At 73.1% G+C, this 19,123-nt stretch carries 15 protein-coding genes; all 15 read right to left on the bottom strand.

Annotated features, from left to right (window positions below; all coding sequences use genetic code 11):
* Positions 1 to 43: 43 nt before the first annotated feature.
* Entirely contained in the window at positions 44 to 1,159 is a 1,116-nt protein-coding gene (locus tag ACFVGS_RS14180; RefSeq protein WP_385692593.1) for a sugar phosphate isomerase/epimerase family protein, read from the bottom strand.
* Positions 1,156 to 2,724, bottom strand: a complete 1,569-nt coding sequence (locus ACFVGS_RS14185; RefSeq protein WP_385692594.1) for an alkaline phosphatase family protein — start codon at positions 2,722 to 2,724, stop codon at positions 1,156 to 1,158. The genes ACFVGS_RS14180 and ACFVGS_RS14185 overlap by 4 nt, the downstream gene beginning before the upstream one ends.
* Positions 2,721 to 3,890, bottom strand: coding sequence for a metabolite traffic protein EboE (gene eboE / locus ACFVGS_RS14190; protein ID WP_385692595.1), 1,170 nt, complete (start codon positions 3,888 to 3,890; stop codon positions 2,721 to 2,723). Before eboE ends, ACFVGS_RS14185 begins: the two co-directional genes overlap by 4 nt.
* 13 nt (positions 3,891 to 3,903) lie before the next feature.
* On the bottom strand, positions 3,904 to 4,800 hold the full coding sequence (locus ACFVGS_RS14195; protein WP_384412304.1) for a TatD family hydrolase: 897 nt from the start codon (positions 4,798 to 4,800) through the stop codon (positions 3,904 to 3,906).
* Entirely contained in the window at positions 4,800 to 5,390 is a 591-nt protein-coding gene (locus ACFVGS_RS14200) for an EboA domain-containing protein (protein WP_384412301.1), read from the bottom strand. The genes ACFVGS_RS14195 and ACFVGS_RS14200 overlap by 1 nt, the downstream gene beginning before the upstream one ends.
* On the bottom strand, positions 5,384 to 6,268 hold the full coding sequence (locus ACFVGS_RS14205; RefSeq protein WP_384412298.1) for a sugar phosphate isomerase/epimerase family protein: 885 nt from the start codon (positions 6,266 to 6,268) through the stop codon (positions 5,384 to 5,386). The genes ACFVGS_RS14200 and ACFVGS_RS14205 overlap by 7 nt, the downstream gene beginning before the upstream one ends.
* Positions 6,265 to 6,417: a hypothetical protein gene (locus ACFVGS_RS14210; RefSeq protein ID WP_384412296.1), complete on the bottom strand. Its 153-nt coding sequence runs from the start codon at positions 6,415 to 6,417 to the stop codon at positions 6,265 to 6,267. The genes ACFVGS_RS14205 and ACFVGS_RS14210 overlap by 4 nt, the downstream gene beginning before the upstream one ends.
* Positions 6,414 to 7,346 (bottom strand): SCO3242 family prenyltransferase, encoded by a 933-nt coding sequence (locus ACFVGS_RS14215; protein WP_385692656.1) that lies wholly within the window; start codon positions 7,344 to 7,346, stop codon positions 6,414 to 6,416. The genes ACFVGS_RS14210 and ACFVGS_RS14215 overlap by 4 nt, the downstream gene beginning before the upstream one ends.
* 260 nt (positions 7,347 to 7,606) lie before the next feature.
* Positions 7,607 to 8,722 carry an inositol-3-phosphate synthase gene (locus ACFVGS_RS14220; RefSeq protein WP_385692596.1) on the bottom strand — a complete coding sequence of 372 codons (1,116 nt, stop codon included), beginning with the start codon at positions 8,720 to 8,722 and terminating at the stop codon, positions 7,607 to 7,609.
* Positions 8,723 to 8,908: 186 nt separating this feature from the next.
* The gene (locus ACFVGS_RS14225) at positions 8,909 to 12,421 is read right to left on the bottom strand and encodes a ThuA domain-containing protein (protein WP_385692597.1); all 3,513 of its coding nucleotides are present in this window, start codon (positions 12,419 to 12,421) and stop codon (positions 8,909 to 8,911) included.
* A 475-nt stretch (positions 12,422 to 12,896) separates the two neighbouring features.
* Positions 12,897 to 13,901 carry a sugar phosphate isomerase/epimerase family protein gene (locus ACFVGS_RS14230; protein WP_384412286.1) on the bottom strand — a complete coding sequence of 335 codons (1,005 nt, stop codon included), beginning with the start codon at positions 13,899 to 13,901 and terminating at the stop codon, positions 12,897 to 12,899.
* 1 nt (position 13,902) lies between these two features.
* A complete protein-coding gene (locus ACFVGS_RS14235; RefSeq protein WP_384412283.1) occupies positions 13,903 to 15,087 on the bottom strand; it encodes a Gfo/Idh/MocA family protein in 1,185 nt (394 codons plus the stop codon).
* Between the two features lie 43 nt (positions 15,088 to 15,130).
* Complete coding sequence (locus ACFVGS_RS14240) at positions 15,131 to 16,189, bottom strand: substrate-binding domain-containing protein (RefSeq protein WP_384412281.1); 1,059 nt, start codon at positions 16,187 to 16,189, stop codon at positions 15,131 to 15,133.
* A 139-nt stretch (positions 16,190 to 16,328) separates the two neighbouring features.
* Positions 16,329 to 17,327 carry an ABC transporter permease gene (locus tag ACFVGS_RS14245; RefSeq protein WP_384412279.1) on the bottom strand — a complete coding sequence of 333 codons (999 nt, stop codon included), beginning with the start codon at positions 17,325 to 17,327 and terminating at the stop codon, positions 16,329 to 16,331.
* Positions 17,324 to 18,814, bottom strand: coding sequence for a sugar ABC transporter ATP-binding protein (locus ACFVGS_RS14250; protein ID WP_385692598.1), 1,491 nt, complete (start codon positions 18,812 to 18,814; stop codon positions 17,324 to 17,326). The genes ACFVGS_RS14245 and ACFVGS_RS14250 overlap by 4 nt, the downstream gene beginning before the upstream one ends.
* Positions 18,815 to 19,123 lie beyond the last annotated feature (309 nt).

Raw genomic sequence — 19,123 nt, forward strand, 5'->3', positions numbered from 1 at the left:
GTCAGCCCTTCCTCCTCAGGGAGCGGAGGGAGTGGAGGGACGGTCAGCCCTTCTCCCTCAGCGAGTGGAGGTGGGCGCTGGAGCGGCGGGCGAAGGAGAGCGAGTCGACGGGGTTGTCGCGCTCGGCCTGCCAGTGGTGGCCGGGGCGGCCCTGGTGGCCGCGGGTGACCTCGGAGATGAAGCGCCGGTAGTCGATGTCGCCGTCGCCGACGTCCGTCATGCGGTAGCCGTAGGGGGCGGCGGTGTCGTCGCGCTCGCCGTCCTTGACGTGGAACAGCGGGTAGCGGTGGGGCTGGGCGAGGACGTAGTCGAGCGGGTCGAAGGGTGCGGGGGTGCCGTCGGGGCGGCGGGAGTAGCGGTGCTGGCCGACGTAGGCCCAGAAGACGTCCATCTCCAGGTGCACCAGGTCGGGGTCGGTCTCGGCGAGCAGGACGTCGTAGAGGCGCACGTCGGGACGGTCGCTCGCGAAGGAGAACTCCTCGGAGTGGTTGTGCTGGTAGAACTTCATGCCGCGCGCCTTGGCGGCGGCGCCGAAACGGTTGAACTCCTCGGCGCAGCGCTTCCAGCCGTCGACGGTGGAGCCGTAGCGCCAGGGGCCCGAGGCGGTGCCGATGTGCGGCAGGCCGAGGGCGGCGGCGTCGTCGAGGACCCGGTCGAGGTTCTGGGCGAAGGTGTACGCGGCGGGGTCGGAGGAGTAGTAGCCGACGTGGCTGCCGATGCCGCGCAGTCCGTGGTCGGCGGTGAGGGCCTTGAGTTCGGCGAGGCTGATCGGGCCGGCGGAGCCCTGGGTGTATCCGGCGAACTCGACCTCGTCGTAGCCGTACTTCTCCAGCTCGGCGAAGACGGCGGCGAAGCCGAGGGTCGCGACCTTGTCGCGCAGGGAGTAGAGCTGGATGCCGAGGCGGCCCGGAGGCAGCACGGGGCGGCCGTGGCCCCGGCCCTGGGCGGCGGGGTCGGCGGCGTTGTCGGTGTCGGCGGCCTGGGCGGGGGCGGCGGCCGCGCCGAGGAGGGCGGCGGCGGTCGCGCCGGCGGCGACGCCGAGCATGTTCCGTCTGCTGAGGCGGTGGGTGAGCTCGGGGTCGGCGGAGCCCCGGCGGGAGGTGAGCGGGGATGTCGGTCGGGGGGTGAGTGGGGAGGTGTGTCGGGAGGTGCGGCTCATCTGTGGATAACTCCTTCGTCGTCGGATTCGCCTGCTTCACTGAAAGCAGTCCGGGAGAGACCGGCCAGCTGGAGCAGCAGGGCTTTCACATCGGTGGCCGCGACGCGGCCGGGAAGGGCGCGGGGGGTGGAGCACAGGATGAGCGGACCTTCGTCCTCGCTCGCGGGGAGGCGGCCGTGGCTGCCGCGAATAGGTGAGGGATCGAGCGGCACGACCGCCATGCGGTAGCGCATGCCGAGTTTCTTGCGGGCGACCGCGCTGGCCGCCTTGAGCCGTACGTACGGGTCGAGCGGGTCCATGAGGAGTTCGGCGGGGTCGTAGCCGGGCTTGCGGTGGATCTCGACGAGCTGGGCGAAGTCGGGGGCCCGTGTGTCGTCGAGCCAGTAGTAGTACGTGAACCAGGCGTCGGGCTCGGCGAGGGCGACGAGTTCGCCGGAGCGCGGGTGGTCGAGTCCGTGCTCCTTCTTGCCGGCGTCGTCGAGGAGCCGGTCGAGGCCGGGGAGTCCTTCGAGGGCCGCCCGGGTGGCTTCGAGGTCGGCGGGCCGCCGGACGTACACGTGGGCGATCTGGTGGTCGGCGACGGCGAAGGCGCGCGAGGCCATGGGGTCGAGGTACTCCATGCCGTCCTGGGTGTGGACCTCCAGGAGTCCCGCGCGGCGCAGGGCACGGTTGATGTCGACGGGGCGGTCGGCGCGGGTGATGCCGTACTCGGACAGGGCGACGACGGTACGGCCCTCGTCGCGGGCGTCGGCGAGCAGCGGGGCGAGCGCGGCGTCGAGTTCGGCGGCGGCGCGGTGGGCGCGCGGGTCGTCGGGGCCGTGGCGCTGGAGGTCGTAGTCGAGATGGGGGACGTAGGCGAGGGCGAGGTCGGGACGGCGGGTGCGCAGGACGTGCCGGGTGGCGTCGATGATCCAGCGGCTGGAGACGAGGTCGGCGCCGGGTCCCCAGAAGCGGAAGAGAGGGAAGGTGCCGAGTGTGTCGGTGAGTTCGTCGTGGAGGGCGGGTGGCCGGGTGTAGCAGTCGGGTTCCTTGCGGCCGTCGGCGTAGTAGACGGGGCGGGGTGTGACGGTGATGTCGGTGTCGGCGCCCATGGCGTACCACCAGCAGATGTTGGCGACGGTGTAGCCGGGGTGGGCTCGGCGGGCGGCGTCCCAGAGCCGGTCGCCGTGCACGAGGCCGTTGTGCTGGCGCCACAGCAGGACGTCGCCGAGTTCACGGAAGTACCAGCCGTTGCCGACGATCCCGTGCTCGGAGGGGAGGGTGCCGGTGAGGAAGGTGGACTGGGCGGTGCACGTCACGGCGGGCAGGACGGTCGAGAGCGCGGCCTGCGAGCCGTCCCGGGCGAGGGCCCGCAGATGGGGCATGTGAGGCAGCAGCCGCGGGGTGAGCCCGACGACGTCGAGGACGAGGAGCGGGGTGGGGCCTGGAGCTGAGGGCGGGCACGGGGCTGAGGCAGAGGCGAGGGGCGGGGACGGGGCTGAGGCAGAGGCGAGGGGCGGGGACGAGGGCTCGGGTGGGAGCGGGGGCGGGCAGGGAGGTGGGGAGGGGGGCGGGGGCGGGGTCATGGGAGTTCCTTGAGGCCGAGGTCGGTCAGCAGATCGCGGGCCAGGGTGAGTTCGGCGGCGATGCCGTCGGCGAGCCGGGCGCGGGTGCGTGGCCGGCGTTCGGGCGGGAGGGCCTGCCAGGTGTAGGTCTCGACCTCCAGATGGCGGGTGCGCGGGTGGGGGCCGCCGACCAGGAGGGCGAGGCTTTCCTGGAGGACGGGGAGCGTGGAGGTGAGCGGGGGCTCGGGCGGGGCGTGCAGCGGGACGTGGAAGTGGGCGCGCCAGGGTGTGGAGTCGGGCAGGGCGTCGCCGGTCAGGGCCTCGGGGAGGTCGTCGGTGCCGCGCAGGCCGGCGGCGGTCAGGGTGCGGGTCTGGTGCAGGAAGCGGGGTTCGGCGAAGGAGGCGAGCGCTTCGCGGACTTCGGGGAGGTGCGGGTGTTCGGCGTGCAGGGCGGCGGAGAGCTGGGCCTTGGGGATGGGGATGCCGGCGGTGCCGAGGGCCGCGAGGGCGGTGTGCGGGTCTTCGAAGGAGGTGGCGAGGTGGCAGGTGTCCAGGCAGACGCCGATGCGGGGGCTGGCGACGGCGGCGAGCGGGGCGAGGGCGTCGGCGACGGTTTCGACGGTGCAGCCGGGTTCGGGTTCGAGGCCGACGCGGACAGAGCGGCCGGTGAGCTCTTCGAGGGCGTCGAGGCGTTCGGCGAGGGCGGTGAGCGCGTCGCGGGCGGTGTCGGCGGCGCGCGGACCGTAGGGGGTGCGCCAGGCGATCGGCAGGGTGGAGACGCTGCCTTCGGTGATGTCATCGGGGAGGAGGGCGGTCAGGAGCCGGGCGAGGTCGGTGGTGTGGGCGAGGCGTTCGGGGCGGGTCCAGTCCGGCTGGTAGACGCGGTACTTGACCTCGTCGGCGCCGAAGCCCTCGTAAGGGAAGCCGTTGAGAGTGACGACCTCGAGGCCGCGGCGGTCGAGTTCGGCGCGCAGGGCGCGCAGGGCGGCCGGGTCGGCGACGAGGGAGCGGGCGGCGTCGCGGGCGAGCCAGAGGCCGATGCCGAGGCGGTCGCGGCCGAGCCGGCGGCGGACGGGTTCGCAGTGGTCGCGGAGCTGGGCGAGGACGCCGTCGAGGGTTTCGGCGGGGTGGACGTTGGTGCAGTAGGCGAGGTGCACGGTGGAGCCGTCGGGGTGGCGGAAGCGCATGTCCGGCCTCCTGTCACTCGCCGCCGCGCCTGACGGAGTTGCCCTCGTGGAGGGCTCCGTACGGGTCGGGGCCGGCCCGGTCGGCTCCACCCAAGTCGGCTCCGGCCGTGGCGGGCGGTTCGGGGGTGAGGCGGCCGCTGAGGCCGTAGAAGGCGAGGGGGTTGCGCCACAGGACGCGGTCGACGTCGTCGTCGGTGAATCCGGCGGCGAGCATGGCGTCGGCGACCTTACGGGTCTTGAGCGGGTCGCTGTGGCCCCAGTCGGCGGCGGAGTTGACGAGGACCCGTTGCAGTCCGTGGGTTCTGAGGACGGCGACCATGCGGGTCTCGTCCATCTTGGTGTCGGGGTACACGGAGAAGCCGAGCCAGGCTCCGCTGTCGGCGGCCTCCTTGACGGTGGTCTCGTTGAGGTGGTCGAGGAGGACCCGGCCGGGGTCGAGGGCGGACTCCTTGACGACGTCGAGGGTGCGGCGCAGTCCGGCGAGCTTGTCGCGGTGCGGGGTGTGGACCAGGGCGGGCAGTCCGTGGTCGGCGGCGAGCTGGAGCTGGGCGGCGAGGGCGTGGTCCTCGGCCGGGGTCATGGAGTCGTAGCCGATCTCGCCGACGGCGACGACGTGGTCCTTGTCGAGGTAGCGGGGCAGCGCGTCGAGGACGGGGAGGCAGCGGGGGTCGTTGGCCTCCTTGGGGTTGAGGGCGAGGGCGCAGTGGTGGGCGATGCCGTACTGGGCGGCGCGGTAGGGCTCCCAGCCGAGGAGGGAGTCGAAGTAGTCGAGGAAGGAGGCGGGTGAGGTGCGGGGCTGTCCGAGCCAGAAGGAGGGTTCGACGACGGCGCGGATTCCGGCCGCGTACATGGCGCGGTAGTCGTCCGTGGTGCGGGAGGTCATGTGGATGTGCGGGTCGAGGATGCGCATCAGGTCTCCTGCTCGGTCGGGGACTGTCCGCCGGGCCAGGGCCGCACGGGCCCCAGGGCGAGGGCGAGGACCCGGTGGAGGTCGGCGGGGACGGGCCGGCCCGCGGCGGTGCGTTCGGCGGCGTAGTCGTGGAGCATCCGGGCGAGTTCGGGGTCGCCCGAGGCGCGGCGGTCGAGGGCGGCGACGGCGTCGACGGGGACGGCGGTGAAGAGGCATTTGAGGACGGCGTGCCGCCAGAGGTGGGCGGGGAGGTGGGTGGCGGCGTAGGGGCCGAGGGCGGCGGCGAGCAGGGTGGTGTCGTGGGTGCGCAGGGCGTCCTCGACGAGCGGGAGGGCGTCGGGTCCGGTGACGAGGGACGGGAGGGCGAGGAGGACGGCCCGGCGTTCGGCGGAACTGCCGTGCCGGTAGAGGCGGGTGAGGGTGGCGGGGTCGGCGCGGGCGGCGGTGAGGAGCCGTAGCCGGGCGGTGTCGGCGTGGTCCTGGCCGCAGTGGCGTCCTGCGGCGGTGAAGCGTGACTCCCAGGCGGGGAGTCGTGCGGTGGCCTCTGCGAGGGCGTTGTCGAGCCAGGCGCGGGCGGGTTCGGTCAGCACGGGGCGGCCTCCCGGGAACGCAGGAAGGAGAGGGAGGTGCGGGCGAGTTCGGGGCCCGCGTGGGAGTGGCGGGGCAGCTCGACGACGGTGAGGCCCGGGTATCCGGCGGCGGTGAGTTCGGTGAGGGCGGCGAGCAGCGGAGGGAAGTCGATCTCGCCGTCGCCGAACGGGAGGTGTTCGTGGACGCCGCGGCGCATGTCCTCGATCTGGACGTGGTGGATCCAGGGTGCCGCGGCGCGCAGGCAGTCGGCGGGTGGCAGGGGTTCGAGGCAGTGGCAGTGGCCGAGGTCCAGGGTGAGGCCGAGGACTGCCGGGTCGGGTGCGCCGAGGAGGGTGCGGAGGTGGTGGAAGTCGTCGAGGGTGGCGAGGAGGTGGCCGGGTTCGGGTTCGACGGCGAGCGGTACGCGGGCGGTGGCGGCCGTGTCGAGGAGCGGGGCGAGTACGGCGGCGAGGCGCTGCCAGGCGACGGGGGCGGGCGTGCCGGCGGGCGGGGTGCCGCTGAAGCAGTGGACGGCGTGGGCACCGAGTTCCTCGGCGATCCGGAGGGCGGTGCGCAGCAGTCCGGCGCGGGTGGCGCGTGCGCCGGGGTCGGGGTCGAGGAGGGAGGGTCCGTGTTTGCGGCGCGGGTCGAGGACGTATCGGGCGCCGGTCTCGACGGTCACGGTCAGCCCGAGCGCGTCCAGTCTGCGGGCGAGGCGCGCGGTGCGGGCGGGCAGGTCGGGGGCGAGCGGGTCGAGGTGCATGTGGTCGAGGGTCAGCCCGACGCCGTCGTATCCGAGGTCGGCGAGCAGGCCGAGGGCGTCGTCGAGCCGGAGGTCGGCAAGGCCGTTGGTCCCGTATCCGAGGCGCAGACGGCTGCCGCCGGGGGCCGGGGTCATGTGGGGCTCACCTTTTGGGCGAGGGTTCGGCAGAGCGGGGCGAGGGCTCGGGAGAGCGGGGCGAGGTCTACGTCGACGCGGGCGCCGGCGACGCCGCCGGTGCCGAGGCCGCGGCAGGGACGGCTGCCGCCGGGGGCGGTCCGGGTCATGTGGGGCTCACCTTTCGGGCGAGGGTGCGGGCGAGCGGCGCGAGGGTGAGGACGGCGAGCGCGGTGGCGGGGGCACCGAAGCGGGCCGCGAGGGTGGCCTGGAGGGGGACGAGGGCGCGGATGCCCGCGCCGACGGCGCGTTGGGTGAGGGGCGGCGAGGGGTTGAGCGCGGCGTGCAGCAGGGGCGTGGCGGGTGTCCGGGCGTAGTCGGCCGCCAGCACGGTGGCGAGCGGTGCCCCACCGCCTCTGCCCGCCGCCGCGGCGACCCCGGCGGCGACCGCGAGCGCCACGAGCGGCGCGGTGGCCGCGCCGCCCTGCGTCTCGTGGCGGGAGACCACGGTGACGGCGTAGGTGTGCGCACCGAGGAGTCCGGCGGACGCCGCGGTCCGCCGCCATGCCGCGGGGCTCGGGACGGTGTGCGGGAGGCGCGCCGGGAGGTCGGCGCCACGGGTGGCGGGCCCGGTGTGTCGCGCCGAGGTGGCCGTGGCTCCCAGGAGCAGGTCCAGGGCGCGGGCGGTGGCCATCGCGGCCGGGCCGAGGCGGGTGTGCTTGAGGTGGAGGTCGTACGACCAGACGGTCGCCGCGAGCGCACCGGCCACGGCCAGTGGGGCGCGGCCGGCGCGGGCGGCGAGGGCGAGACCGGCCGCGGTCAGGGCGGTGGAGGCGGCGAGTGCGGCGCCGGGGCGGATCCGGCCGGAGGGCAGCGGGCGGTGGGGGCGGTCGAGGGCGTCCTCGGCCCGGTCGGCCCAGTCGTTGAGGGCCATGCCCGCCTCGTACAGGCACAGGGAGGAGCCGAGGGCGAGCAGTGTCCCGCGGTTGGGGCGCGTGCCGAGTGCGGCGGCTCCGGCGAGCGCGTCGCCCGGCACGGTCGCGAGGGCCGACACCCGCAGCAGCTCGGCCCAGGCACCGATCCGGCCGCCCCGTCGCAGCCGGAGCCCTCGCGCCGCGGCCCCGGCGTAGCCCCCCGGCCCGTACCCGGCTGACCCGTAGCCCCCCGGCCCGTACCCGGCTGCCCCGTGGCCGACCGACCCGCCTCCGACTGACGCGTGCCCGACCGACCCACGTCCAGCCGACCCGCGCCCGACCGACCCGCGCCCGACCGACCCGCGCCCGACCGACCCGCGCCCAGCCGACCCGCGCCCGGCTGACCAGCGCCCGCCCACCGCGCTCTTGAACGTCCCGTCCCTCCTCACCGCTCGCCCTCCCCCAGCCGCGCCGCGAACGCCACAAGCCGGGTGTACTGCTCCGCAAGACTCGCCGGTGGGGTGCCGTCCGGGTCCTTGAAGTAGAAGGCGAGGTCCTCCAGGGGGCCGGTCAGGCCGCGGGCGTGGGCCTTGGCCGTGAGGCGGGCGAGGTCGAGGACGAGAGGTGCGGCCAGGGCGGAGTCGCAGCCCTGCCAGATGGTCTGGAGGATCATGCGGGAGCCGAGGAAGCCGTCGAAGGCGACGTGGTCCCAGGCGGTCTTCCACTCCCCCAGGGCCGGGACGTCGTCGATGTGGACCTGTCCCTCGACGTCGGGGCCGAGGATGTCGTCGAGGACGCGTTCCTTGCCGGCGTTCTTGGCCGCGGCGGCCGCCGGGTCGGCGAGGGCCGCGCCGTCGCCGCCGCCGAGGAGGTTGCTGCCGGACCAGGCGCGTACGGTGAGGGCCCGTTCGCGGAACATCGGGGCGAGCACCGACCGGAGCAGGGTCTGGCCGGTCTTGCCGTCGCGGCCCGCGTGGGGCAGGCCGCTGGCCTCGAGCGCGGCCGACAGGCGGGGATGGCGCAGGCCGGTGGACGGTGTGAAGTTGACGTACGGGCAGCCGGTGCGCAGCGCCGCCGCGGCGTACAGCGAGCTGGGCGGGAGCCCGACGCCCCCCGACGCCGGCTCCGTGGAGGCCACATTCACCACTACGACCCGTTCCAGGTCCAGTCCAACGCGGAAGTCCGTCAGGTCGGCGGCGAGGGCGGCGACGATTTCGTCCTCGGTGCGGGTGTCGCCGGGCTGCGGGCCGCCGGGGCGGATGCGGGCGTCGGCGGCCTCCAGTTCCGCGGCGACGGCGGCGGCCAGGCCGGGCGGGAGCACCCCGGCGGCGGTCAGTGCCTCGGCGCGTTTGGGCAGGGGGCAGTCGGCCGTGTCGTGCCCGCCGAAGACGAGGGAGGCGAGGGGAGGCAGCGTCGCCGCGGCGAAGGGGGCCGTCTCCGTCACCATGCCGGTCGGCGGGTGGAGGCCCGCGGTGACGGCGGCACAGCCGGCCACGGCCGTGGTGGCGACGGAGCCCCTCGCTCCGACGAGCCAGACTCCGGTGCGCGCTTCGCTGGTCACGACTGCCCTCCTTGCGGGAGTTGCTGGGAGTTCCGAGAGTTAGGGGGTTAGGGGGTTAGGGGGTTGCGGGAATACGGGCGTCACGGAAGTTATGGGAGAGCCTCTGGAGTCCCGTGCGTACGAGTGGGGTGACGGCGGGCGAGGGGTACGGCGCCTCCCCGCCCGCCGTCGGCCGGTGGGGAGCCGCTAGGGGGCGAGCTCCTTGATCCGGATGTTGCGGAAGGACACCTGGTCGTCGGCTCCGTGGTTCTGGATGCCGATGTGGCCGTCGGCCAGGCTGCGGGCGGGGTCGGTGTTGGTGAAGTCGTTGATCTTCACGCCGTTGAGGAAGACCTGGAGGCGTTCGCCCTGGACGCGGATCTCGTAGCTGTTCCACTGGCCCGGGGGTCGCAGTGCCTGGTCGCGGGCCTTGAGGTCGGCGGACTTGAAGCCGTAGACGGCGCCGGTGGTGCGGTCGGCGGCGTCGGTGGCGTCGATCTGGATCTCGTAGCCCTTGTTCACCGCCGACCACGGGTCGTCGGAGGCGGGGAAGCCGACGAAGATCCCGGAGTTGTCGTCGCCGTCGAGCTTCCAGTCGAGGGTGAGGGAGTACGCGCCGAACTCCTTGGCCTGGTACCAGAGCAGTCCCATGCCGCCCACCGACCTGAGCTCGCCGTCGGCGACGTCGAAGCCGCCGGGGCCGGCCTGCTTCCAGCCGTCCTTCGTCTCCCCGTTGAAGAGGGAGCGGTAGCCGGTCTGCGGCCGGCAGTCGGCGGTGACCTGTCCGGTGGCGTAGCGCAGTCCGCCGAGCAGGTGCTGCCGGAAGGCGGGTTCGGCGTAGGACTCCTTGGTGTGGCCGCCGCCGGTGTAGAAGGAGCGGCCGCCGCCGTAGCTCTGGCACCAGGCGATGGGGTGGTCGCCCTTCATGGTGCCGCCCTCGTAGCTCGTCTCGTCGAGGGTGGCGAGGATCCGGGCCTGGCCGCGCGGGTTGGTGCGGTAGTTGTACCACTCGTCGGTGCGTTGCCAGGTGCCGCCGAGGTGGGCGGTGGCGGGGTGCGTGTGGTCCTCGACGCGGACGGTCGCGGGCTGGATCTGCGGGTGGGACTGGAAGTAGGCGCCGACGAGTCCGCCGTAGAAGCCCCAGTCGTACTCGGTGTCGGCGGCTGCGTGGACACCCATGTAGCCGCCGCCGGTGGAAACGTAGTTCTCGAAGGCGGTCTGCTGCTCGGTGTTCAGGACGTCGCCGGTGGTGGAGAGGAAGACGACGGCGTCGTAGCGGGCGAGGTTGGCGGTGGTGAACTGGCGCGGCTCCTCGGTGGTGTCCACGGTGATGCCGCTGTCGGCGCCGAGTTCCCTGAGGGCGGTGATGCCGGCCGGGATGGAGTCGTGGCGGAAGCCGGCGGTCTTCGAGAAGACGAGGACGCGCTTCGCGGTGCGGTCGACGGGCCGGTCGGTGATCGTGAAGTCGTCGACGTCGTAGAGGGCTCCGGTGCCGCCCTTGAAGACGAGGAAGAGTTCGGTGGTGCGGCGCGGGACGTTGCGCAGCGGCACGTCGACGTCCTGGAAGGTCTCCCAGCCGCCGGTGACGGGGACGGGTGCGGAGCCGAGCAGGGTGCCGGTGGGCGATCCGGTGCGGACCTCGAGGAAGCCTCCGCTTCCGCCGGAGGAGACGCGGGCGGTGAGCTTGGTGGAGCCGCTGAGGTGGTACGGGGTGAAGGAGATCCAGTCGCCGTCGTGGACGTCGCCGACGGTGCGGCCGCCGTTGGCGGGGGCCTTGTCGATCACGGAGATGCCGGACTGGCGGTCGAAGTGCTCGGCCTGGCGGTGCCGTGGCTGGAGTTTGGCCTGGTCACGGCCGGTGAGCGGGGCCTGGCCGCCGCCACCGTTGTCGGTGTATTCGGCGCTGAAGACGGCGAAGATGTTCGCGTCGTCGTCGTGGCCTCCGTCGGCGTCGGTCTTGATGGTGCCGGTGCAGCCGTTGGCGGAGGTGACGGGGTGGCCGTGGCTGTCGTGGCCGAGGACGTAGGTGACCTTGATCTTGGCGCAGTCGATCGGCGCGGTGGCGCCGTCCTCCGGGTCGGTGACGGTCACCTTGAACGGGATGTCGTCGCCGAAGGTGAAGAGTGCTCCGTCGGCGGGGAGTTGGAGGTCGACCTTGGGTTCGGTGTTGCCGACGACGACGCGGACGGAGGCGGAACCGGTGCGCCCTGTCGGGTCCTTGGCGGTGACGGTGGCGGTGTAGGTGCCGTTGGTTCGGTAGGTGTGGGTGGGGTTGGCCGCGGTGGAGGTGGCGCCGTCGCCGAAGTCCCAGCTGTAGGTGAGGGCTTCGCCTTCGGGGTCGGTGGTTCCGGCGGAGGAGAACGCGACCTTGAGGGGTGCGGTGCCGGAGGTCCTGTTGGCGCTCGCTTCGGCGGACGGCGAGCGGCCGCCGGTGGCGTTCTCGATGCGGTAGAGGCCGGAGTTGTCGTCGCCGCCGAACCAGGCGGTGCCGTAGTCGAGGACGTAGAGGGCGCCGTCGGGGCCGAAGGCCATGTCCATCACCTGGGTGCCGGTCCACGGGACCGGGTTGACGGAGCGGACGGTGCCGTCGGTGTCCTGGTCGATGCGCTTGATCCAGCGCCGGCCGAACTCGCCGGCGAAGAAGTCGCCGTCGTACGCCTCGGGGAACTTCACCGGTGAGGTGCTGGCCGGGTCGTAGCGGTAGACGGGGCCGCCCATGGGGGACTCGGAGCCGTTCCCGAACTCGGGCACGGAGCCGCCGTTGTAGGGGATCCAGGCGGGTTCGGCGGGCGGCAGGTCGACGAGTCCGGTGTTGTGCGGGGAGTCGTTCTTCGGGGCGGCGCAGTCGAAGGCGGCGCCGGAGACCTTGGTCGCGAAGTCGTAGTCGACGTACGGGTCGTTGGCGCCGGTGCAGAAGGGCCATCCGTAGTTGCCGGGCTTGGTGACGCGGGCGAACTCGACCTGTCCGGCGGGGCCGCGCAGGGGGTCGGCGGCGCCGGCGTCGGGGCCGTAGTCGCCGACGTAGACGATGCCGGTGGCCTTGTCGACGCTGAAGCGGAAGGGGTTGCGGAAGCCCATGGCGTAGATCTCGGGCCGGGTCCGGTCGGTGCCCGGCGCGAAGAGGTTGCCTTCGGGGATGGTGTACGAGCCGTCCTCGGCGACCTTGATGCGCAGGATCTTGCCGCGCAGGTCGTTGGTGTTGCCGGAGGTGCGGCGGGCGTCGTAGGCGGGGTTGCGGCCGGGGCGTTCGTCGATCGGGGTGAAGCCGTCGGAGGCGAAGGGGTTGGAGTCGTCGCCTGTCGACAGGTAGAGGTTGCCCTGCGCGTCGAAGTCGATGTCGCCGCCGACGTGGCAGCAGATGCCGCGGGTCGCCGGGATGTCGATGACCTTCTTCTCGCTGGCGTTGTCGAGCGTGAAGTCGGTGTTGAGGGTGAAGCGGGAGAGCCGGTTGACGCCGTCGAACGGGGCGAAGTCGGCGGCGGTGCCGTCGTTGGGCGCGTCGCCGGCCGGGGTGTCGAGCGGCGGCGCGTAGTAGAGGTAGACGGCGCGGTTGCGGGCGAAGTCCGGGTCGAGGCCGATGCCTTGGAGGCCTTCTTCGTCGTGGGTGTAGACGGGGACCTTGCCGACGACGGTGGTGTTGCCGGCGGCGTCGGTGCGGCGCAGTTCCCCGTTGCGCGAGGTGTGCAGGACGCTGCGGTCGGGCAGCACGGCGAGGGACATGGGTTCGCCGACCTCGGCTGCGCCCTTGGCGAGGGTGACCTGCTGGAACTCCTCGGCGGCGGCGGGCGCGGGCGCGGTGGTGTCGGGGTCCGCTGCGAGTGCCTGGGGCGTGCCGAGGGCGAGCAGTCCGACCGTGAGCAGGGCGAGTGACGACCTGGGTCGGAGAGTGGCTCGGAGTCTGGCTCGGAGACTGCCTCGGAGACTGGCTCGGAGACTGGCTCGGAGACTGGCTCGGAGTCGTTGTCTGTGCACGGATGTCCTCCGGAGTCGGGCCGGGTGTGCGGATGTCCGGGGACCGGCGTGCGCCGTCACGCTGGTCGGTTCGTCCACTTACGTCATGTACACATCAGGACCGTAGCGAGGTTCGTCCATGTCGTGAACCCCTTGTGCACGGATCCTTCGAACTTTCCACCGCGAGAGGACAAAGCCCCTCGCGGTGACGGGAGAAGACGGGCAGCCGCCCGCCGCGACGACGTCAGTCGCTGCCGCCGAAGGCCGCGTCGAACGAGGCCGCCGGCGGGTCGAAGTCGAACCGCCTGAGATGGGCGAGCGCCTCGGGAGCGCCGGTCAGCCGGTCCATGCCGGCGTCCTCCCACTCCACCGAGACCGGCCCGCCGTACCCGATGGAGCGCAGCATCCGGAACACGTCCTCCCACGGCACGTCGCCGTGCCCGGCGGAGACGAAGTCCCAGCCGCGCCGCGGGTCGCCCCAGGGCAGGTGCGAGCCGAGCCGCCCGTTGCGGCCGTCGAGCCGCTTGCGGGCCTCCTTGCAGTCCACGTGGTAGATCCGGTCCCGGAAGTCCCACAGGAAGCCCACCGGATCCAGGTCCTGCCACACGAAGTGGCTGGGGTCGAAGTTGAGCCCGAAGGCCGGCCGGTTGCCGACCGCCTCCAGGGCCCGCTGCGTGGTCCAGTAGTCGTAGGCGATCTCGCTGGGATGCACCTCGTGCGCGAATCGCACTCCCTCGGCGTCGAAGACGTCGAGGACCGGGTTCCAGCGCTCCGCGAAGTCCTCGAAGCCCCGCTCGATCATCCGCTCCGGCACCGGCGGGAACATCGCCACCAGGTGCCAGATCGACGAGCCGGTGAAACCGACGACGGTGTCGACGCCGAGGGCCGCCGCCGCCCGCGCCGTGTCGGCCAGCTCGCGGGCCGCCCGCCTCCGTACGCCCTCGGCGTCGCCGTCGCCCCAGATCCGGGCCGGCACGATCGCGCGGTGCCGCTCGTCGATGGGGTCGTCACAGACGGCCTGCCCCACCAGGTGGTTGGAGATCGCCCAGCACTTCAGTCCGTACCGGTCCAGGAGTTCACGCCTGCCCTTGACGTACGCGGGATCGGCGAGGGCCTTGTCGACCTCGAAGTGGTCGCCCCAGCAGGCCAGTTCGAGGCCGTCGTAACCGAAGTCGCGGGCCAGCCGGCAGACCTCCTCCAGCGGCAGGTCGGCCCACTGGCCGGTGAACAGGGTGAAGGGACGGGGCACGTCACGCCTCCTGTCGGGGTACGGGGGTGTACACGGCGTTCTTCTCCGCGCTCTCCTCCACCGCGGCCAGCACGCGCTGGACCTGGAGGCCGTCCGCGAAGGACGGCGCCGGGGCGGTCCCGGACGCGACGGCCAGGACGAGGTCGCGGGCCTGGTGGACGAAGGTGTGCTCGTAGCCGAGCGCGTGCCCGGGCGGCCACCAGCCCTCCAGGTACGGGTGGGCCGGCTCGGTCACGAGGATGCGGCGGAAGCCGGCCGAGACGGCCGGCTCGGTGTGGTCGTGGAAGGACAGTTCGTTGAGCCGTTCCAGGTCGAAGGCGAGCGAGCCCTTCTCCCCGTTGATCTCCAGGCGCAGGGCGTTCTTGCGTCCGGCGGCCATCCGGGTCGCCTCGAACGAGGCGAGCGCACCCGAGGCGAGCCGCCCGGTGAACAGGGCCGCGTCGTCGACCGTGACGGTTCCGTACGCGTCCGAGCCCGGCCCCGCCGAGAGCCCGGCCGCGGCCCCGGTGAGCAGCGGCCGCTCCCGTACGAAGGTCTCGGTGAGCGCCGACACACCCACCAGGTGCTCCCCGGCCAGGTACTGGGCGAGGTCCACGGCGTGCGCGCCGAGGTCACCGAGCGCGCCCGAGCCGGCGTGCTCGCGCTCCAGGCGCCAGGTGAGCGGGAAGTCCGGATCGACGAGCCAGTCCTGGAGATACGTGACCCGCACGTGCCGCAGCTCGCCGAGCCGGCCGTCCGCGACGAGGGTCCGGGCGTACGAAAGAGCGGGCACGCGGCGGTAGTTGAAGCCGACCATGGCGACCTGGCCGCGGGCTGCGGCGGCCTCGGCGGCGGCGGCCATCAGCTCCGCCTCGGCGACCGAGTTGGCGAGCGGCTTCTCGCACAGCACGTGCTTGCCGGCCTCCAGGGCGGCGACCGCGATCTCGGCGTGGCTGTCGCCGGGCGTGCACACGTCGACGAGGTCGACGTCGTCACGGGCGATCAGGGCCCGCCAGTCGGTCTCCGCGGCCGCCCAGCCGTGCCGGTCGGCCGCGGCCCGGACGGCGGCGCCGTCCCGTCCGGCTATCGCGGCGAGGACCGGACGCAGCGGCAGGTCGAAGACGCGCCCCGCGGTGCGCCAGCCCTGTGAGTGGGCCGCGCCCATGAAGGCGTAGCCGACCATGCCGACGCCAAGCGTCTCTTCCATTGGTGTTCCTCCCGTTGGGTGGTGCGGCTGCCGGCGACGCTGGTCAGTTGAAGCCGGTGGGCAGGTACTCGTCGACGTTGTCCTTGGTGACGACGGCCGAGTAGAGGGTGACGGACGCGGGGATCTCCAGCTCCGACATGCCGCCGACGCCCTTCTTCTGGCCGAGGGCGCGGGCCAGGTCGATCGCGGACGCGGCCATGGTCGGCGGGTAGAGCACGGTCGCCTTGAGCACGCTGTCGTCGGCCTTGATGGCGTCCATCGCGGACTTCGCGCCGGCGCCGCCGACCATGAGGAAGTCCTTGCGGCCGGCCTGCGCGATGGCCCGCAGGGCGCCCACGCCCTGGTCGTCGTCGTGGTTCCACAGCGCGTCGAACTGCGGCTGGGCCTGCAGGAGCTGGGCCATCTTGGCCTGGCCGGACTCGACGGTGAAGTCGGCGGCCTGGCGGGCCACCTTGGTGATGTTGGGGTAGTTCCTGAGCGCGTCGTCGAAGCCCTGCGTGCGCTGCCTGGTGAGCTCCAGGCTGTCCATGCCGGCGAGTTCGATCACCTTGGCGCCGGGCTTGTCCTTGAGCTTCTCGCCGATGTAGCGGCCGGCGTTGAGTCCCATGCCGTAGTTGTCGCCGCCGATCCAGCAGCGGTAGGCCTGCGGGGAGGCGAAGATCCGGTCGAGGTTGATGACGGGGATCCCGGCCTTCATGGCCTGGAGGCCGACCTGGGTGAGCGCCTTGCCGTCGGCGGGCAGGATGACGAGGACGTCGACCTTCTTGTTGATGAGGGTCTGGATCTGGCCGATCTGGGTGGCGGTGTCGTTGGAGCCCTCGGTGATCTCCAGGGTGACGTCGGCGTACTTCCTGGCGCGGTCCTTGGCGTTCTGGTTGATGGCGTTGAGCCAGCCGTGGTCGGCCTGGGGCCCGGCGAAGCCGATGGTGACCGGGGTGCCGGGCCTGTCGTCGGCGGCGGGCGCGTTGCTCGCGGCCGGGCCCGCGCCGCCCGCGTTCTTCGGCTCGTTGCTGGTGCAGGCGGTGAGCAGGGCTCCGGCGGAGACGGCGGCGCCGCCGAGGAGGAGGGATCTGCGGCTGGTCGCGGCGATGTTCTCGGGCATGGCGGATCGACCCTTCGGGCGTGGGCGGGCGGTGCGGGAGCGTGCGGACGGTGCGGCGCCGGTGGCGGAGAGGTCCACCGTCGGTGACAGGGAGGTGCGCGGTCGCCGGCGGGAAGGTCAGGCGTCGGCGACGGGGAGGTCAGGCGTCGGTGTCGCGGGCGGTGCGGCGCTGGACCAGGACGGCGGCGACGATGATCGCGCCCTTGGCGATCTGCTGGACGTCGCTCTGCAGGTTGTTGAGGGCGAAGATGTCGGTGATGGTGGTGAAGACGAGGACGCCGAGGACCGAGCCGACGATGGTGCCGCGGCCGCCGCTGAGCAGCGTCCCGCCGATGATGGCGGCGGCGATGGCGTCGAGCTCGTACAGGTTGCCGTTGGTGTTCTGTCCCGAGCCGGACAGCACGATCAGCAGGAAGGCGGCGATCCCGCAGCACAGGCCGGAGAGCAGGTAGAGGTAGAGGCGCTGGCGGCGTACGTCGATGCCGGCGAGCCGGGCGGCCTCCGCGTTGCCGCCGACGGCCACGGTGCGGCGGCCGAAGGTGGTGCGGTTGAGGACCAGCCAGCCGGCGACGGTCACGGCGGCGAAGACAAGCACCAGTGGCGGGACGCCGAGGACGTACGCGTCGGGGACGCCGAGGTCGAGCACCGACGGCACGGTGACGATCTGGGTGCGGCCGTCGGTGATCTGCAGGGCGAGCCCGCGGGCCGAGGCGAGCATGGCCAGCGTGGCGATGAAGGGCACCATCCCGCCGTACGCCACGAGCAGTCCGTTGACCAGGCCGCAGCCGAGTCCGACGACGACCGCGGTGAAGAGGATGCCCGCGAAGCCGTACTCCTGGGTGGCGACGGTGGTGGCCCAGACGGAGGCGAGCGCGACGATCGCGCCGACGGACAGGTCGATGCCGCCGCTGGTGATGACGAAGGTCATGCCGACGGTGACGACACCGATGACGGAGGCCTGGGTGAGCACCAGCTGGAGGTTGGAGGTGGTCAGGAACTCCGCCGGTCTGGTCACGCCGCCGACCACGACGAGCGCGGCGAGCACACCGAGCAGGGAGAGGTTGCGCACGTCGGGCGTGAAGCCGAGGGCGGGGCGGCGGTGCTCCTGTGCCGGGGACTTGGCGGTGGACAGCGTCATGCCGCGGGGCTCCCTTCCATCACGAGGTCGAGTACGCGGTGTTCGTCGAGGTCACGGGCGGGCGCGGTGTGCACGACCCGGCCCTCGCGCAGGACCAGGACGCGGTCGGCGAGGCCGAGGACCTCGGGGACCTCGCTGGAGACGAGGAGCACCGCGAGCCCTTCGTCGGCGAGGCGGCGGATCACCGCGTACAGCTCGGCGCGGGCGCCGACGTCCACGCCGCGGGTCGGCTCGTCCAGGAGCAGCACCCGGCAGCCGCGCAGCAGCCAGCGGGCGAGGACGGCCTTCTGCTGGTTGCCGCCGGACAGGGTGCGGATCCGGGCCTCGGGCCGGTCGGGGCGCAGGGACAGCTCGCGGGTCGCGGCGCGGGCGGCGTCCCGTTCGGCGCGGCGGTCGATCCAGCCGGCCCGGGAGAAGCGGCCGAGGGAGGAGACGGAGACGTTGCGGGTGACGGACTCCAGGAGGAGCAGGCCCTGGGCCTTGCGTTCCTCGGGGGCGAGGCCGAGTCCGGCACGGACGGCGGCACGGACGCTGCCGGGTCGCAGCGGGGCGCCGTCGACGAGCACCTGTCCGGCGGTGGCCCGGCGGGCACCGTAGATCGTCTCCAGGATCTCGGAGCGCCCGGAGCCGACGAGTCCCGCGAGTCCGACGATCTGGCCGGGCCGGACGTCGAGGTCGAGCGGGGCGAACTCGCCTGTGCGCGCGAGCCCTCGGACGCGGAGCACGGGTTCGGTGCGGGGCGGCGAGGCGGGACGGTCGGGGAACACGTACGGGACGTCCCGGCCGGTCATGAGGGCGACGATCTCCGGGGTCGGCGTGTCGGCGGCGGGCAGTCCGGCGGCGACGGCCCGGCCGTCCTTCAGCACGGTGACCCGGTCGCCGATGCGCCGGATCTCCTCCAGGCGGTGGGAGATGTAGACGACGGCGACGCCGTCGGCGGTGAGCGCCTCGACGATGCGGAAGAGGTTGGCGACCTCGTCGGGGTCGAGCGCCGCGGACGGCTCGTCCATGACGATGAGCCGGACGTCGTGGGAGAGGGCGCGGGCCATGGACACGATCTGCCGCTGGGCGGCGGAGAGTTCGCCGACGCGACGGGCGGGGTCGATCTCGGGGTGGCCGAGCCGGGCGAGGAGTGCGGCGGTCCTCGCCCGCGCGGTCCGGGCGCGGACGACGAATCCGGCGGTGGTGGGCTCGTGCCCGAGGTGGACGTTCTCGGCGACCGAGAGGCCTTCGACCAGGTCGAGTTCCTGGTAGATGGTGGCGATCCCGAGCCGTACGGCGGCGCTCGGGGAGCGCAGGCGCACGGTTTCGCCACGCCAGGTGATGGTGCCGGTGTCGGGCTGGTGGGCGCCGGCGAGGACCTTGATGAGCGTGGACTTCCCGGCCCCGTTCTGCCCGAGGAGGCAGTGCACCTCGCCGGGCCGCACCTCCAGGTCGACGCCGTCGAGGGCGCGGACTCCGGGGAACGACTTGGTGATGCCGGACATGGTGAGCAGGGGTGACGGAGGGGACAAGGGTGACAGGGGGGACAGGGGTGGCTGGTCTGGGGGCATGACGGGGATCCCCTCGGCGGGTGTGACCGTGCGCGGGCGTGGTGGGACCAGGGGGGTGGGCGTACAGGAGCGTGCGCGGGTGCGTGTACGGGTGTCACGGGCATGGACACGGGCCGGTCCGGGCCGGTGCCCGTGACCATCGGCGATGCGGACGGCGGTGAGGGCGTACGCCGGTGGAGAAGGTGGACGCCGGTGAAGGCGGATTTACGCCGGCGAAGACGGGTCTACAGGGATTGCAGGTTT

This window comes from Streptomyces sp. NPDC127114 (assembly GCF_042677525.1).
Classification (GTDB): Bacteria; Actinomycetota; Actinomycetes; order Streptomycetales; family Streptomycetaceae; genus Streptomyces.